Source organism: Clostridioides sp. ES-S-0054-01, assembly GCA_021561035.1.
Lineage (GTDB): Bacteria > Bacillota > Clostridia > Peptostreptococcales > Peptostreptococcaceae > Clostridioides.
On sequence record CP067346.1, the window covers coordinates 2,941,688 to 2,959,226 of the forward strand.

At 27.9% G+C, this 17,539-nt stretch carries 15 protein-coding genes and 1 pseudogene; 4 read left to right on the plus strand and 12 right to left on the minus strand.

All coding sequences use genetic code 11. From position 1 onward, the window contains the following. Positions 1-37: 37 nt before the first annotated feature. Positions 38-1,828 (minus strand): ABC transporter ATP-binding protein, encoded by a 1,791-nt coding sequence (locus tag JJC02_13655; GenBank protein UDN53935.1) that lies wholly within the window; start codon positions 1,826-1,828, stop codon positions 38-40. Then, a complete protein-coding gene (locus tag JJC02_13660; GenBank protein UDN53936.1) occupies positions 1,828-3,555 on the minus strand; it encodes an ABC transporter ATP-binding protein in 1,728 nt (575 codons plus the stop codon). Before JJC02_13660 ends, JJC02_13655 begins: the two co-directional genes overlap by 1 nt. A 590-nt stretch (positions 3,556-4,145) precedes the next feature. On the opposite strand from JJC02_13660, the gene JJC02_13665 reads away from it, so the two are divergent. Beyond that, the gene (locus JJC02_13665; GenBank protein ID UDN53937.1) at positions 4,146-5,258 is read left to right on the plus strand and encodes an alanine racemase; all 1,113 of its coding nucleotides are present in this window, start codon (positions 4,146-4,148) and stop codon (positions 5,256-5,258) included. A 322-nt stretch (positions 5,259-5,580) separates the two neighbouring features. On the opposite strand, the gene JJC02_13670 is transcribed toward JJC02_13665, so the two are convergent. Genes JJC02_13670 through JJC02_13680 form a run of 3 tightly spaced genes read right to left on the minus strand, consistent with a single transcriptional unit; the run spans position 5,581 to position 7,925 of the window. Continuing rightward, positions 5,581-6,090: a YjiG family protein gene (locus JJC02_13670; GenBank protein ID UDN53938.1), complete on the minus strand. Its 510-nt coding sequence runs from the start codon at positions 6,088-6,090 to the stop codon at positions 5,581-5,583. Position 6,091: 1 nt separating this feature from the next. Continuing rightward, positions 6,092-6,739, minus strand: coding sequence for a hypothetical protein (locus JJC02_13675; GenBank protein UDN53939.1), 648 nt, complete (start codon positions 6,737-6,739; stop codon positions 6,092-6,094). A gap of 13 nt (positions 6,740-6,752) precedes the next feature. Beyond that, complete coding sequence (locus JJC02_13680) at positions 6,753-7,925, minus strand: M20 family metallopeptidase (GenBank protein UDN53940.1); 1,173 nt, start codon at positions 7,923-7,925, stop codon at positions 6,753-6,755. Positions 7,926-8,193: 268 nt separating this feature from the next. On the opposite strand from JJC02_13680, the gene JJC02_13685 reads away from it, so the two are divergent. Further along, a complete protein-coding gene (locus JJC02_13685; GenBank protein ID UDN53941.1) occupies positions 8,194-9,570 on the plus strand; it encodes a hypothetical protein in 1,377 nt (458 codons plus the stop codon). 254 nt (positions 9,571-9,824) lie between these two features. Here the strand turns inward: JJC02_13685 and JJC02_13690 are convergent. From JJC02_13690 to JJC02_13705, 4 genes and pseudogenes are all read right to left on the minus strand, one after another. After that, positions 9,825-10,228, minus strand: a pseudogene (locus tag JJC02_13690) (MerR family transcriptional regulator). A gap of 311 nt (positions 10,229-10,539) precedes the next feature. Beyond that, the gene (locus JJC02_13695; GenBank protein UDN53942.1) at positions 10,540-11,070 is read right to left on the minus strand and encodes a flavodoxin; all 531 of its coding nucleotides are present in this window, start codon (positions 11,068-11,070) and stop codon (positions 10,540-10,542) included. An 86-nt stretch (positions 11,071-11,156) separates the two neighbouring features. Then, positions 11,157-12,251 carry an NADH:flavin oxidoreductase gene (locus JJC02_13700; GenBank protein UDN53943.1) on the minus strand — a complete coding sequence of 365 codons (1,095 nt, stop codon included), beginning with the start codon at positions 12,249-12,251 and terminating at the stop codon, positions 11,157-11,159. A gap of 1 nt (position 12,252) precedes the next feature. Further along, positions 12,253-12,699, minus strand: a complete 447-nt coding sequence (locus JJC02_13705; protein UDN53944.1) for a winged helix-turn-helix transcriptional regulator — start codon at positions 12,697-12,699, stop codon at positions 12,253-12,255. 305 nt (positions 12,700-13,004) lie between these two features. On the opposite strand from JJC02_13705, the gene JJC02_13710 reads away from it, so the two are divergent. Then, positions 13,005-14,195, plus strand: coding sequence for a pyridoxal phosphate-dependent aminotransferase (locus JJC02_13710; protein UDN53945.1), 1,191 nt, complete (start codon positions 13,005-13,007; stop codon positions 14,193-14,195). A gap of 167 nt (positions 14,196-14,362) precedes the next feature. Continuing rightward, a complete protein-coding gene (locus JJC02_13715) occupies positions 14,363-15,328 on the plus strand; it encodes a DMT family transporter (GenBank protein ID UDN53946.1) in 966 nt (321 codons plus the stop codon). A gap of 121 nt (positions 15,329-15,449) precedes the next feature. Here the strand turns inward: JJC02_13715 and JJC02_13720 are convergent, their stop codons facing one another. The 3 genes from JJC02_13720 to JJC02_13730 all read right to left on the minus strand — a co-directional run bounded on the left by JJC02_13720 (position 15,450) and on the right by JJC02_13730 (position 17,507). After that, positions 15,450-16,346, minus strand: coding sequence for an IS3 family transposase (locus JJC02_13720; protein UDN56428.1), 897 nt, complete (start codon positions 16,344-16,346; stop codon positions 15,450-15,452). Further along, a complete protein-coding gene (locus JJC02_13725) occupies positions 16,304-16,621 on the minus strand; it encodes a transposase (GenBank protein ID UDN53947.1) in 318 nt (105 codons plus the stop codon). Before JJC02_13725 ends, JJC02_13720 begins: the two co-directional genes overlap by 43 nt. 223 nt (positions 16,622-16,844) lie before the next feature. Then, positions 16,845-17,507, minus strand: coding sequence for a hypothetical protein (locus tag JJC02_13730; protein ID UDN53948.1), 663 nt, complete (start codon positions 17,505-17,507; stop codon positions 16,845-16,847). Positions 17,508-17,539 lie beyond the last annotated feature (32 nt).

Genomic DNA, 17,539 nt, shown 5'->3' on the forward strand with positions numbered 1-17,539 from the left:
AATTTGCTACAAAATTTTATGCAACAGTTTATGTTATCTATTCGGATTCTGTATCTGCAAATTGGCTATTATAAAGCTTCTCATAAAATCCACCCTTTTCCATCAATTCATCATGATTCCCCTGCTCTATAATACTTCCATTATTCATAACTAAAATCAAGTCAGCACTTCGAATTGTAGAAAGTCTATGTGCTATAACAAAGCTAGTTCTACCATTCATAAGATTTCTCATTGCTTTTTGAAGCATAAGTTCCAGTCTAGTATCAACAGAACTAGTAGCTTCATCAAGTATCAATATTGAAGGGTCTGATATAAAAGCTCTAGCTATAGTTAAAAGCTGTTTTTCCCCTAAAGATATATTAGATGCTTCTTCATTTAAGAACATATTGTATCCATCTGGAAGAGTGGTTATAAAGTGATGAACATTTGCTACTTTTGCTGCTTGTATAATCTCTTCCTTAGTAGCTCCAAATCTACCATATTCTATATTTTCAAAAATAGTTCCATTAAATAGCCATGTATCTTGAAGTACCATACCAAACATTGAACGCAAATCTTTACGTTTCATATCTCTTATGTCTACCCCATCAATCTTAATAGATCCTTTCTTCACATCATAAAACCTCATCAATAAGTTTATTAATGTTGTTTTACCTGCTCCAGTAGGTCCAACAATAGCTACCATCTGACCACTTTTTATTTCTGCATTTAAATCTTCTATTAAAGTTGAATTTTCTCCATATCCAAAATTAACATGCTCAAATGTAACATTACCTTTTACATTTTCTATCTTAACTGGATTTTCAACATCAGGTATTTCCTCTTCTTCATCTAAAATCTCAAACACACGCTCTATTGCAGCAAAAGAAGACTGTATTACAGTGGATAACTGAGTCATTTGTGAAAGTGGCTGATTTATCTGCCATATATAACGTACAAATGCTTGTAAATTTCCTACTGTTATCCCTCCACCTACTGCATATATAGAACCGACAACTGCCACTGCTGCAATTCCAAAATAAGTCACTAATGATACCATAGGATTCATCATGCTTGATATAAATTGTGCCTTAAATCCATTTTCACAAAGTTCTTGATTTACCTTTTTAAATTCTTTTATAGAATCTTCTTCTTTACCATATAGTTTTATCTCATTAAAGCCAGTATACATTTCTTGTACTTTTCCATTTAATTTTCCAAGAGCATTTTGTTGCAATGAAAATCTACTTTGAGATTTTTTTACTACAAATTTAGATACAAAATAACTAATTGGAATTATAAAAAGAGCTATAAAAGCCATATATGTGTTAATCGTAAACATCATTGAAAGTGCCAAAATTATGACTAAGATTGAATTTACAATTTGCATAAAACTCTGTTGTAGAGCATTTGATATTGTATCTACATCATTTGATATACGACTTAATACATCCCCAAAACTATTGCTATCAAAATAACTAATAGGCAATCGTCTTATTTTATTTTCTACTTCATTTCTTAAATCCCTCATTGTATTTTGGATAGCATTCGTAAGTAGAAAACTTGAAGTATACGTAAAAATTGCATTGGCAACATATATACATGCTAAAATTACCAATATTTTTATTACATAGTTAAAATTTACAGACGCTCCTGGTATTCCTTTTGCTATACGAATTACATCTTTAGTCAATTGTGTTATTATTAATCCCTCAGTTTTAGGTGCAATTGCATTCATAGTGGCTGCTGAAATTATACATATAATAGCTATAATAAAGGAAAACTTATATTTCTTTACAAATGGAAGAAGTCTACCAATTGTTTTCTTAAAACCTTTAGACTTTTTCATTATTCTAATTCCTCCTTTTTCAACTGAGATGTTGCAATTTCATAGTATATTTCACAATTTTTTAATAATTCTTTATGAGTTCCCATACCGACAACTTGTCCTTCATTGAGTACTATAATCTTATCAGCATCAATAATAGAACTAATTCTCTGGGCAACAATCAATACAATTGCATCTTTTGTTTCCTTCTTCAACTTAGCACGAAGTATTGCATCAGTTTTAAAGTCAAGTGCAGAAAAACTATCATCAAAAATATATATTTCAGGTCTTCTTATAATAGCCCTTGCAATAGAAAGTCTTTGTTTTTGACCTCCTGATACATTTGCTCCACCTTCACTAATCAATTCATCAAACTTTCTAGGTTTTTTTGATATAAACTCATATGCCTGTGCAACTTTTGCGGAATATTCTAATTCTGATTCTCCTGCTTTACGTTTACCAAATCTAATATTATTTGCTATGCTACCAGTAAAAAGCAGTGATTTTTGAGGTATGAATCCTATCTTTTTTCTCAAAGCCTTTAAATCATATTCTCTTATATCTACTCCATTTATCTTAATACTACCTTCTGTTACATCATAAAATCTAGGTATCAAGTTAATTAGGGTACTTTTACCACTACCAGTACTTCCTATAAAGGCAACTGTTTCACCTGTCTTTGCAGTAAATGAAATATCTTTAAGTACAGAAGCCTCTCCATCTGGATAAGTAAAAGTTACATTATCAAATTCTATGATACCTTTATTTTTAGTCTCCTTAATTCCATTTTCAGGATTTTTTATCAATGGTTCCTCATTTAAAAGCTCCTTTATTCTATTTGCAGATACCTCTGCTCTTGGATACATAATAAATACCATTGAAAAAAGCATAATTGAAAACATAGCATGGAAAAGATATTCCAAAAATGCAACCAACTGTCCAACTTGAAGTTCCCCAATATTTATCTTCTCACTCGAAATCCAAAATACAGCTAAAACAGCTATATTTAATAGTAAAAAGAATGCTGGTTGAGTAATTGACATAAGCTTAAATAATTTCTTAGAAACATTAGCATAATATGTATTTGTTTTTTCAAATCTTTCTGTTTCATAATCATCATTTCCAAAAGCTCTAATTACTCTTATTCCAGTTAAATTTTCTCTTGATATAAGGTTTAATTTATCCAGTCCTTTTTGTTGTTTTGAAGATATTGCCTGAGATACTTTTGCTATTATTGCTACACCAATAATTATAAAAGGTACTGATATAGCCAATACCATAGAAAGCTCCAAACTTGTTCTAATTGTCATTATTATACTTATGATGAACATAACTGGTGTTAATAAAGCAGTTCTTAGTAGTATATTCACAAATTGTTGAATTTGAAACGCATCATTTGTTGTTCTTGTAATCATTGAAGAAATTCCAAATTTATTATATTCAGTATGTGAAAATTCTTGAGATTTTTCAAATATATCATTTCTTATATCTCTGGTTACACTTGTTGACACCTTTGCAGAACAATAACCCAACAATATACTACCTACAACCCCTATAATAGAAATAATAACAATCACTATTCCCATTTGTTTTATGTAAGCTATATTCTGATTTGCAATACCGTTATCAATTATTTTAGCTATTATGGTTGGAATACCCAATTCAACTAATGCAAAACTAAATATAGCCAGTATGTTTAATACTATTAATAACTTATAATTCTTTAAATAACTTAAAATTAATTTCATATTTTTCTCCTTTCTTAATTTTCGAGATAGTGTAATCATGTAATAATACTAAATTTATAAATACTTGATTTTATAAAAAAAGGAGAAAAGAGTTAACGCACTCTCTTCTCCAGCATATTCTTTTTAATACACCCTCCGACAAGTCGTTTATATGTTAACATATTTGACAAGTAATGTCAATTCATATAGCCAAAAGTCTTTTAAATGCTTTATTTTATAATGTTGCAACAAATTGTCATATACTTTTTTTACTTTTTACTGTATTCCAATTTTACAAGTTCTCCAATATTACTAGCTTTCTTAAAATTTAAGTTAGTCCTATCTATACCAGATTTAAATAACGGAATCCCTCTCCCAATATTATTGGCAATATATATATATAATAATCATCAATTAGATTATCTTTCATAAATAATTTAAATTTACTATAATTTATTGAAAATTCCAATTAGTCTAAATAAATATTGCTCTCACTTAATACTGGTTTTATAATATAATTATAAGCTAGTAATATTGTAAAGCTAGTATTTTAATATAATAACTTTAATACTTATAATTAATTTTACTTTTATTGAAAGGTGGTAAATGACATGAAAATTTCAGAAATTGCTACTCCAAGTTTTTTGCTAGATTTAGACCAGTTAGAAAAGAATATTGATACAGTTCAACAAATTTGTTCAAAGAATAATAAACAACTTTGGCCTATGCTTAAGACACATAAAAGTACCTATATTGCAAAACTTCAAAAAGATGCAGGAGCTACTGGATTTCTCGTTGGAACACTTGATGAAGCTGAAGCTTTAATAAAATCAGGCTTTAAGGATATTATGTTGGCTTACCCTTACATGGGAGAGGCAAATATAAGTAGAATTGTAGCTATGGCATCAAAAATAAATTTAATCTGTGCTACAGATAATATAGAATGTGCTAAAGCTTACAGTGAAGCTTTTTCTAAATCCAAAATAGAATGTAAACTACTTATTATTATAGATTGTGGCTTACATCGTTTTGGAATTGAGCCAGAAAAAGTGGTTGAACTTGCCACTGAAATTTCAAAGCTAGAAAACATCAAAATTGTTGGTATAAGTTCACATCCAGGTCAAGTGTATGGTTGTAGTTCTCCAGAAGGAGTTCCAGATGTTTGTGTTCAAGAAGATTCTTCTATAGAAAAAGCATACAAAGCTCTAACTGATAATGGATTTAATATAGAAATTGTAGCTTCTGGTAGCACTCCAACAGTTGAGGCTGAAGTTGCTTCTAAAACTATAACTGCTGTAAGACCTGGAAACTATGTATACTATGATGCTATACAGATAGGTCTAGGTTGTGCTACTGAAGACATGTGTGCTCTTACTGTTGTTTGCACTGTAATCTCAAAAAATAGCAGTGGATACTATTTAATTGATTGTGGAAGTAAGTGCCTTGGGCTTGATAAAGGTGCACATGGAAATAGTAGTATTATTGGATATGGTAGAGTTTGTGGACACCCAGAACTTACTATTGATTCACTTTCAGAAGAAGTTGGTAAAATAAAAGTAAATGGTAAAACTGATATAAAAATTGGTGATAGAATAAGAATTATACCTAATCATTCTTGTTCCACTGCAAACTTGACAAGTAATTTATTAGGTTTTAGAGGAGATACAATAGAGAAAGTTATCAAAGTGGATATACGTGGAAACTCACAAAAAATTCTACTTTAAAAACATATTTATATTAATTTCAAAATACATTTAGTATAATATTGGTATTAAAAATATAAAAAGAAAATATAAATTCTAGAAATTATAAATTCAAAAGAAGAAGGTGTCTCAAAATGAGCTTTTTAGTTTATGAGGCACTCTTTTTTGTATGAAATTAAGTATATTTTCATCATTTCAACAATGAAAAAGAAGCTTATCTCTATTTTGAGACAGCTCCTTCTTTTTTGAATAATATGTAATTAATATATAATTACTATATACTAATTATTATATACATCAATTCTTGTACAAACTTTATAATTAAGTTATAAATTTATTTTGTCTACATTAATCCCATAACAGTAAGTAAAACTCTTACTATCAACATTCCCACTATTGCATCAAATATAGGGATTGCTAACAATAACATTCTATACTTAGTGCTAGCATTTGCTACAAGTACTATTCTTGCATAATGACCAACTAGAGTACCCATTAGCATACATGGCATAATTAATATAGTTGCTTGTGATGCAGTAATTAGACCCTGTGCAAATAAGTTTGCTGCTGTAGCTGCTCCTGCTGCCTTAGCAAAAAACGCTGCTATCAAAACTACAACTGATTCCCCAGGTAGTCCAAAAATACCCATTACTGGACCAAAAATATTTCCTAAAATATCGACTAAACCAGTTAATTGTAAAAACTGTACTATTACATAACCCATTATCATAGCTGGTAATATCTGTTCAACACCTATATAAAAACCTTTTTTTGCTCCTCCCATAAATATCTCAACAACAGTTTTCTTAGGTTTACTATTTACAATAGCATTTCCAGTATTTTGTTGACTCATACTACACAGCCTCCTTAGTCTTATTCTTTTTATTTCTTACACTTATGATTAATCTAACTAGATTAGCACCAAGTATTTTACAGAATATCTCTATAAGGATTATTGGTCCTAATGCCAATAATGCTACTGGTAAAAGAGGAGCTTGAGTATTTATTGTATTTAATATAACGGCTGAACCAGCATATTGATATGCTACAAATATAGTTCTTTCATCATCTGCAATCTCTCCGCTTTCAAATAATTCCTTTGTCATTATTGAAGCTACATCTGAACTAGTAAATGAAGATACAAATGCTATTCCAGCTACTCCAGGTATACCAAGTAGAGGTCTAAGTAATGGATTAAATATCTTTGATGCTGCCTTCATTCCTCCCATAGATTCAACTACATCTATAAGACCTACCGCAAAACAGACAGTTGGAATTAAAGTAAGAGCAAATAAGAACCCATCTTTTGCCCCAGTTCCTCCTTTCCCCATAAAGTCTACACTATCTGAAATAGTACCAAACGAACCTGTCAAATTGGCAAAATCTAGTGCTTTAAGAAATCCTTGACTATCTTTAAATATTCCTGAAAATAATACTATCAGTACAAACAAAGACAAATACCCTTTCCATGTTACCTTATTATCTTCAGCTATTGTATCCATATAAAATCCCCCTTTATACCTCAAATTTATCTAAGTTTAAAATAATTGTAGAAATTAATTTCACCCTCTCAAACATAGAATCTACTACTGCATATTCTCTTGATGTATGATTCCATTCTCCTCTCACTCCAAACGAACAGATTGTAGGAACGTTTGCAATAGTCAAATAAGTAGCATCTGAACTGCCTCCAAGTTTCTTAGCATTTAATTCTCCAAATCCATTTTCTTTTGACACTTCGTTTACAAATTTATGAAATATCATAACATCTTTTGTAGTTTCAAATGGCATCATTTCATTTATAAATTTAACTTCTGTAGAAGTTCCTTCTATGTAAGTCTCTTTACATATCTCTCTAACCTGTTCCTTAACATTCTCCATTTCTTCTACCTTTTCAAATCTAAGGTCTACTTCTATACTACAATCTTCTGGAATAGAATTTGCCACTCTTCCTCCCTTAATCACACTTACACTTACTGTAGTTCCAACTTCTAGATTAGTCAATTTTTGTATGCGTAATATCTTATTGGCCATTTCTTCTATAGCATTTCTTCCACCTTCAAAATCATTACCTGCATGTGTCTCTACACCTTTTACATGTATATTGCATCCTATTCTTCCTTTTCTACCTATACACAAGCTATTATCTACTAATCCAGTTTCCATATTAAAAGCACAAAGACCGCCTTTTGCTTCTCTTAATATAACATCTGCACCAGTTGAATCCTTATGTCCTACCTCTTCATCTCCAGAAAATACTATTTTTATTGGTCTTTCTTTGTATCCTATTTTATTTAAAGCTTTGATAACATATAAAGAGATTATTATCCCACCCTTCATATCTAAAACTCCTGGACCATATGCTTTTCCTTCTATTATTTTAAATGGATTCTCTCCAAATGTACCTATTTCAAAGACAGTATCCATGTGTCCTGAAAAAATTATTGGCTTTTTATCTATATTAGAACCAAGTGTACCTATCAATGTGCTACCATTATCTCCAACATCTACTAACTCACAATCCAAACCTTCTTTTTCAAACTCAAGCTTTAATCTCTCAGCTAACTTATTTACGCTTTCTTTACAATGTGTATAACTTTCTATATTAACAATCTCTTTCCATAATGAAACTATTTCTTCTCTATTCTCATCAACAAACGTAGAAATCTCATTTAAATATGTATTCATAATATTCTCCTTTATTTTTAAATAAAATATACTTCTTCCCCCAAAACCCAAGATTATTTTAGGAAATTTTAAAAGACTAGTCCTTAATTAAAAAATAGCATAATTATTTCTGCTAGTCAACATATTTTTCAGTCTTTTTTGTATTTTCTGATTTTTCTTGCAATTATCCTTTTGTAAAATAAATTGACGCGTTTTATCTACTATTATAAAATGAGGATATAAATTAATTGATTAGTTACAACACTCTCGAAATTTTAAAGGAGGTTTTATGAAATATAAAATTGGTTTTTTGACAACATCTTATTTTATGTCAGATAAGTTTAAACAAGCTCTTAAAGAGTTAAATGATATTTGCGAAATTACATTTATTGAGCTTAAAGGAGAAAATCCTTTTAGCAATTTACCTAATATATACTATGAGCAGGTAGATAATTTTGATGGATTTGTATGTAGTGGTATAGTTCCATATAGTGAGCTTATAATAAACATAAAGGATATAAAAGTACCATTAAACTTTTTAAAGCTTGATGAAAGAGATTTTTATAAATACTTATTTAAAGTATTAAATAGTCAAAAAGATATTGATTTTACAAAATCATTTATGGATTTTTTAAGAGAAGACAACAATTATTATGATATATATTCATTAATAGATTCTAATAAATGCCCATATACAATTAAAAATTTTAATATCCCTCAACCTGTGTATGACTTTAAAAAATTAAATGATAAATTATTGGAAATACATTTAGATTTATTGAGAGATAATAAGATTAACCTTTCTTTTACTAGAAATTATATCATTAGTTGTGAACTTAAGAAGCTTGGGTATAATTGTATTTACATGGTTCCATCTACAGAATCAATCTTGAATACATTTAAATCTCTGGTGAATGAAATAACATTACAAAACTTAGACAAAAATAAATCTGCAACTTGTATAGTTACAGTAAATAGTTCAGAGTACATAAATGAAGATTTGATATTTAAAAATGATGAGATACAAAACCAAATATATAACACTATCTTAAATTCTCTATCAAGACATGGATTTTATGGAGTTCAGGTCAAAAAAAATGATATGAAAATAGAGATACACACTACTAAAGAGATGTTAAATAATATGACCAATAATTATACAGACTTTTTTATTTCAGAAGATTTAAAGGAAATTAAGTATAGCTTAAATATTGGTTGGGGTATTGGAAACACAAATATTCATGCAGAGCAGAATGCTCGTCAAGCTAATGGTAAATCTGCTTCTTTAGGTGGAAATTGTACTTTTATAGTAAATGATACTAATAATACTATAGGTCCTTTATATGCAAATAAGAATTCTCATGATATTGACGAAAGCTCACTAGCTAATAAGATTGCTTCTTTTATACCTCTATCTAATACTAATGTATCTAAAATTATGTGTATGATTAATGACAGAAATTCAAATAATGTTTCGGCAGAAATATTATCGGACTATATGAATATAACTCTTAGAAGTGCAAATCGAATATTGAGTATCTTGTATAAAGCAGGAATTGCAACTATTGTAAATACAAAGCTTGATAATCAAAGAGGAAGACCAAAAAAAATATATAAAGTTGATTTCTTATCTTTTTTAAATAAGATGCAGAAATTAAATTCTTAATATTTAATTTTTTAATAAAAATAATATATTTTCTCTAACTTTGAAGAATCAAAATTTTTAAATTTTATTAGAATGTACAACTTTTTACTTTAAAATACATGAACATTTCATCAGTGAACTAAACCATAATATATAGTAACCTGTTATAAAGATAAAATAATTTCATATACAAATAATAAAATACAATAGCCACTGCAATCCATAATTTATAGTGGCTATTTTTTACACTATCATTTGTTACTTATTTTTAAAAGTTAATTATATTTCTTAAATAATGTATACAAACCTATTATCAGTAAAACAATAAATACAAATATATCCATAAAAATAATTACTGTAACATGTCTGGCAATATTATAAATAAAAAATATAGAGAACACTTCCATAGATAACACTACAAAACATATAAAATTCGTTAAATAATCTGTAATAGTATATATAAGAAGCTTACAGAGTCAAGTTTGAAAATATGTTTGTTTTTATTCCAGTATTCTGGCAACTCAGTTATGTATTGCTCTACTTTCAAATTCAAATAACTTAGCTCATCAGATTCTAACATTTTTTTACACATAGTTTTTGCATTTTCTAAATCTGATATTTTAGTTTCGAGAACTTGCTCCTGTTTCTCAACAACTTCACATAAAGACACTTTCTGTAATTTTAAACACTACCTCTCTATTCTATTAATTTATAACTGTAATATAGTCTTAAATATTTTCTCTATATATAGTGATATATTTACTATGTCTTAAAATCAAGCTAATTATCTTTTATAAATTTTCATACAATAATACCTCCTTTTCTATATTTAAAACTATCTTATTTTCTATAAAATAATGTATAAACAAGGTTTACAGTCAAGTACTTTTATTATTTTTTTTGATTTCATAAAAAAAGTATAGCAAGTTATTGCCATACTTTTTACTGAATTATTGATTCTATATCTTATATAAACTCATTGTTTAACTACTACATAGTACTAGCTTTAATCATCATATCTTTTGCAAATATACCAGCTTCACATATTTCTTGTTTATTTGGATGATTTTGAGATTCTTCATAATTATTTAATTGTTCGCGAATATGCTCGTTCTCAGGATAAAGCTTCGATATCTCTTCGTATTTTGCTTTCAATCCTTCTGCTATCTTACCTTGACATATGAATGAACCTAATATTTCATTATCTTTTGAAATAATTGATTCTATCTTTTCTATTATACTATCACCATAACTTCCTTTTGTACTTGCTCCCATTGTACCAAATAGTGCTATCTTTTTGTTGTGAATATTTTCAATCACTTGTTTTGAATTTTTATCACAAATTCCCTTATCTACCCAATAGCCTAAAAATACTATATCATAATTTTCATAGTTAATAATATAATCAACTAATTCACTTATATTTTTAATATCCTTTTCTCCTTGAATTGCATCATATATAGAATAAGCAATTTTTTTAGTATTCCCAGTTAAACTTGAATATAAAATTAAACTTTTCATGATATATCCTCCTCTTTATCTAAATACTTATCTAAACTTACCAAAATGTATTAACATTAACATATTTTAATTTCTATAAATATAGCCTAATCTAATATACATCCAAACTTAGAGTGTGTTTGTAAGGCATCTGCACATTTCTTATTACAATAACAGCATTTTTTAATATCATCCACTCTTCCATCTTTTACTTTTTGCAACCAGTTACTATCTGCCAATAATTGTCTTGACATAGAGACCATATCTACCCTATCATTTGATATAATATTTTCTATAAAATCTGGGCTAGATAATTTCCCAACTCCACACACTGGAAGATTTGTGTGTTTTTTCACTTCATCAGCTAAATATAAAAAACATCCTTCATCTTTAAAATAAGGATGATTCTTAGTTGGTATAGTATCTTCTAATTTTGAATGATTTGCAAGTGTTACATGAAAACTATTTACGCCTAATGATTCAAATTTTTTTACAAAATATTCGACCTCTGAAAGTAGCACTCCTGCATTACCATAATGAGGGTTTTCTTGTCTTATTGCAAGTTTATAGTCTATTGGAATATCCTTAACTTCATTTCGAATACTGCTAATTATTTCACTTGCAAATCTACTTCTATTCTCACACGTTTTACCATATTCATCATTTCTCTTATTAAATATACTAGATGAAAAACTTCCTACAAGCCTATCTCCATGAATCTGAATCATGTCAAATCCCGCTTTTTTTGCATTCAATGCTGTTGATTTAAATAAGTTTATAATATTTTTAATTTCTTCTTTGGACATATTTGTTATGTAATCTTTTACTCCATCATTCATTATTTTTTTTATCTCATCATGTGAAGTAATTCCCATCTTCATAGCATCTTTAATTAAATTAACATCATAATCTGAACAAAATATTTGTGCTGATACCTTTGCACCAGAATTGTGTATTTCATCTACAATTTTCTTGTATTTCACAACTCCATCCTCATCTGACAAGCTCATAACCATCTTATGAAAACTAGGTCTAACAGATACATCCCCTAAAGTAATCAAAGCTACTCCTGACTTAGCAATATCAGAAAACTTTTTAATTTTTTCTTCAAGTTTAAGACTCATGCTTGTAGGTGCAAATGATACTCTATTCTTTAATTCTAAATTTCCAATTTTAATTGGCTTTAACAAATTGCAATACATCTTATTCTTCCTCCACACTTGTTTTTATGTCCTTTACCACATGTAATTTCTTCACTAATTCTTTATATTCTTTATCTGAAAACTCTTTTTTTATGTGGTTATCCCACTTTGAAAATATATTTTTTATATCTCCTAATACTTCCTCACCCTTATCTGTTACTCTCAGCTGAAAAGCTCTGCTATCATTAGGATTTTGGACTTTTTCTATGTATCCATCTTGTTCTAATCTAGATATAGTTCTTGTTGTATGAGCCTTATCAACTTCGAATTCTATCGAAACATCATTCAAAGAACAGTTTCTATTTTTATTAATATAGATTAAATAGAAATACAGACCATTCGTAAGTTTATATGGTTTTAAACATTTTTCACAATAAAGTTTAAAGTTTTTTTGTAAATTACAGATAATATATGACAAACTTTCATACTGTAAATTTTTAAAATCCATCTTAAATTTCTCCTCTATAATTATAATATATTTGACTATATCAACTATATTATATTAAACAATTAATATAGTCAAGAATATTTTATTCTCTAAATCTATGTCTTATTAATTCTTTATAAAATAATTATAGAAAGTAATTATGATTAAGTTAGAAATTGGAATTTTTAATATACACTGTACATAAATATATTTTATATAAAAGTCTATATTTTCAAACAAATAATTTTTCGAAAATTGTCTAAATTCAGTAAAAATATGGTAATATATACATAAGCAATATAAATCTATAAAAAGGAGTGTTACATATGATATCTAATAAAATGCAAACTTTAGTTGCAAACAGTTCTGTTATAAGAGCTATGTTTGAAGAAGGAAAGAAACTTTCTGATATTTATGGAGAGGAAAATGTTTTTGATTTCAGTATAGGAAATCCAAGTGTTGAACCTCCAGAGACTATTAAAGCAGTTATAAATGATATTTTAAATGAAGAATCTCCAAATTTAGTTCATGGATATATGAATAACTCAGGATATGAGGATGTAAGAAATGCTATTGCTGAACACATAAATAAAAAAAATGGATTAAATCTTACAAGAGAAAACTTAATTATGACTTGTGGTGCTGCTGGTGGTCTAAATATTATTTTAAAAACTCTTTTAAATCCTGATGATGAAGTTATTGCTTTTGCACCGTATTTTGGTGAGTATAAAAACTATACAGAAAACTATGATGGAAAATTAATAGAAGTTCCTACAAATATAGAAACTTTTGAACCAGATTTAGATGCTCTAAAAAATGCCATTACTTCAAAGACAAGAGCTTTAATAATAAACACTCCAAATAATCCTACTGGTGTTATATATTCTGAAGAATTATTAAAAAACCTTGGAGAACTATTAGACTCAAAACAAAAAGAATTAAATACAAATATATATTTAATTTCTGATGAACCATATAGAGAAATAATTTATGATGGTGCCAAAGTTCCTTGCGTACTAAAATACTATAGAAACTCATTTATAGGATACTCTTATAGTAAATCATTATCTCTACCTGGTGAACGTATAGGATATATTGTTGCTAATGGACAAATGGATGATTTTGACGATGTTATGTCTTCGTTAAATGTTGCAAATAGAATACTTGGATTTGTAAACGCTCCTTCTCTTTTTCAAAGAGTTATTGCAAGAAGTTTAGATGCTGAAGTCGATGTAAGCATTTATAAAAAGAATTTTGACCTCCTATATAATAGTTTAATCGAAATGGGATATTCTTGTGTTAAGCCTAGTGGTACATTCTATCTATTCCCAAAATCTCCAATTGAAGACGATAAAAAATTCTGCAATGATGCAAAACAATTTAATTTATTATTAGTACCAGGTTCTTCTTTTGGTTGTCCAGGTCATTTTAGAGTGTCATATTGTGTATCTTATGACAAAGTTAAAAGTTCTTTACCGTCATTTGAAAAATTAGCTAAACTTTATAATTTAAAATAATTAAATCAAGGTAATTCAAATAATTAACTACCTTAGTATAGAATCTAAGTATTCTATACTAAGGTAGTTTATAATTTTATGTACTATATTTTATATACTATATTATTCCAATAAACTTGAATATTGCCATCTATAGTACTAATATAAATTATAAGGAGGTGTTTGACTTGAAAAAAGGTTATGTTTATATAATCCTGACTACCTTATTTTTTAGTTCAATGGAAATTAGTCTAAAAACTGTCACTAATGACTTTAATCCCTTACAAATAACCTTATCAAGATTTTTTGTTGGCGGTTTGGTCTTACTACCTTTTGCTGTAAAAAGATTAAGGTCTCTTAGTCTTTCTATTACAAAATCAGACTTAAGATACTTTGCATTTTTAGGTTTTATGTGTGTAGTGGTAAGTATGTCATTGTACCAACTGGCGGTTCTAAACACAAAAGCATCTGTAGTTGCTGTTTTGTTTAGTTGTAATCCAGTCTTTGTAATGCTTCTAGCTTACTTAATTTTGAAGGAAAAAATATATAGGTACAATGTAATTTCACTTATATTAGAAGTCCTTGGAATTATAGTTATAATAAATCCATTGCATACAAAATTAACTTTTAGTGGAATATTCTTAACTTTATCTTCTGCTATTATTTTTTCAATGTATACTGTATTTGGTAAAAGAAAAACCTTAAAATTTGGTGGAATAGTTGTAACTTGTTTTAGTTTTATATTTGGTAGTTTGGAAATGCTAATATTAGTTTTGTTTACTAAAATTAATTTTATCACAGATATATTAAATAAAAACAAACTTCATGTATTTGCAAATATCCCTATTTTTAGTGGCTATACCTTACACAATATGCCTATTATGATTTATGTATTCGTATTTGTTACAGGTGTTGGTTATGCACTTTACTTCATGGCAATGGAAGCTACTTCTACTAGTCTTACATCTTTAGTCTTCTTCTTTAAACCAGTAATATCTCCAATACTAGCATTATTAATACTTAAAGAAATTATTCCTATAAACATGGTTATAGGAATTTTATTAATAGTAATGGGTTCAATAATTTCTATTATACCTACAATAATTGCTCAAGCTCATAATAAGCACGTTGAATCATTGTATAAGGAGTCGTAATTGATGTGTTATTGTAGTTATAAATAAGAATAAAATTATTCGTTATACATGTAATATAAAAGAGGCTATCTAAAAATTGGATATGTCCCTGTCAAGTAGACAGACTTAAAAAAGGCTATCTTTACGCACAATGAGTTCGATATTCAATCGGACTCATTCCGTTTTTTAATTGTATTCTTTCATTATTATAAAAATAAATATAATCATTTATTAGACTAATCATTTTCTTTGGATCTGTAGTATCAATTAAATATATTAATTCAGATTTAAAATGACTGAAAAAACTTTCTATAGGAGCATTATCCCAGCAGTTGCCCTTTCGGGACATTGATTGTATAATACCATTATCCTTAAGCCTTTTAGAGTAAGATCTACTTGTATATTGTGAACCTTGATCTGTATGTAAAATACAATCTTTAGCTAAATTCATATTTATTAGTTGATTTACTGTATTATTAACTAATTTAGTATCCATTTTTGTACTTATCTCATATGCCACTATTTCACCATTAAATAAATCTTTGGCTACATTCATATATAAGAATTTTTTACCGATAGGTATGTATGTTATATCCATACAAATTTTTTCTAATGGTTGATTAGCTCTAAATTCACGATTTAATATATTATCATATATCTCATATGATTTAAACTTACGTCTATATACTTTCTTTCTAATAATAGATTTAATACCTAGTTCTTTCATCAACCTATATACTCTCTTATGATTAATAGGGCTATCAAGTATTTTATTTAAATAAGTACAAATTCTTTTTCTACCGTAAGTTCCTCTATATTTTTTATGTATTTCAATTATATAATCCTTAATAATTCTATCTTTGATACCCCTATCGGAAGATTTTTTAGAATAACTTAGCCATTTATAGTAACCGCTTCTTGACACACCTATCAACTTACACATACTAGAAATACTATACTTCCTAGACATAAGTTTAATTGTTTTAAATTTATCGCTTACTTTGACTTGTCCAATAGGGTACTTAACTTTTTTAAGAATTCATTCTCCATGCGTAAGTACTTCAATTCTTCTTCAACAGATTTAAATTTTCTATTATCATTTTCTAGACTAATATTTTTAAATCTGCCCCTAGTTTCATCATTAAACGCAGTTTTACCTTTATTTTTATAATCTTTTACCCAGTTTTGAACTTGTGTTTTGCTTCTTATATTCAGCATCTCAGCAATTTTGTATGATGAGTATCCTTCTTTTATATATAAGTTTACAGCTTTTAGTTTAAGTTCTTTGCTATATTTTTTGTGTTTTTTAGACATAGAAAAACCCCCTTAGAGTATACGCTTTTTAGACCTATTATAATAGCCTTTTATTTAAATGTCTACTATAAGGGGATTATACTAAAATAGAGATAAGCCTTTTTTTACTGTTGAAATGATGAAAATATATTTGATTTCATACAGAAAAGAGTGCCTCCTGAACTAAAAAGTTCATTTTGAGACACCCCCTTAATTTGTATTTATTTTAAATTTATTAAATTCTCTATTTAGCTAAGTTGTGTAAAAAGCTATAAGTTTGTGGACAAGTTGCTTTTAACTTACTATTGGTATCTTGATTTAAATAGTAATATGCAAATGCTTCTGCAAAGAATTCTTCGGGATATATACCTAAATAATTTACATTACCTAAAAAACGTCCTTCTTTAGCAAATATTCGTTTAAATTGTGCTGACTTAGAAATATCATTTAATACTATATGATCTATTGCATGTGCTGTTTCATGTAATTCTAAGTTTATTGCATCATGACCTTTACCTTTGTTACTAAATCCTATTCTAAGGGCTACTGTGCTTCCACCTAAACCTGGAACATCATCCCAAGTTTTTCCAGTGCCTTCCCAACCCTTAGGAACTACACCTTTTAAATAAGCATATTCTTTTTCATCTGTTAACTTTCCACTTAATAATTTTATTTTTAAATTATCTTGCTTTAATGCATTTAAATACTTTCCATCTATTTTAGCTAGTCTATTTACCATAGCATTAGCTTCATTTTTATTGTAATTTCCATTTGGAAGAACCACTATTTTACTAAGTATTTTTTTATTTTGTTGTATAGTAGTACTGACTGCATGTACACTTACTGAAACTGAACTTATTAAGAATATTGATATTATAGCGATTAATAATTTTTTACTTGGTCTCATATTATTCCCTCCTTTGAATTAGGCCGGGAGCA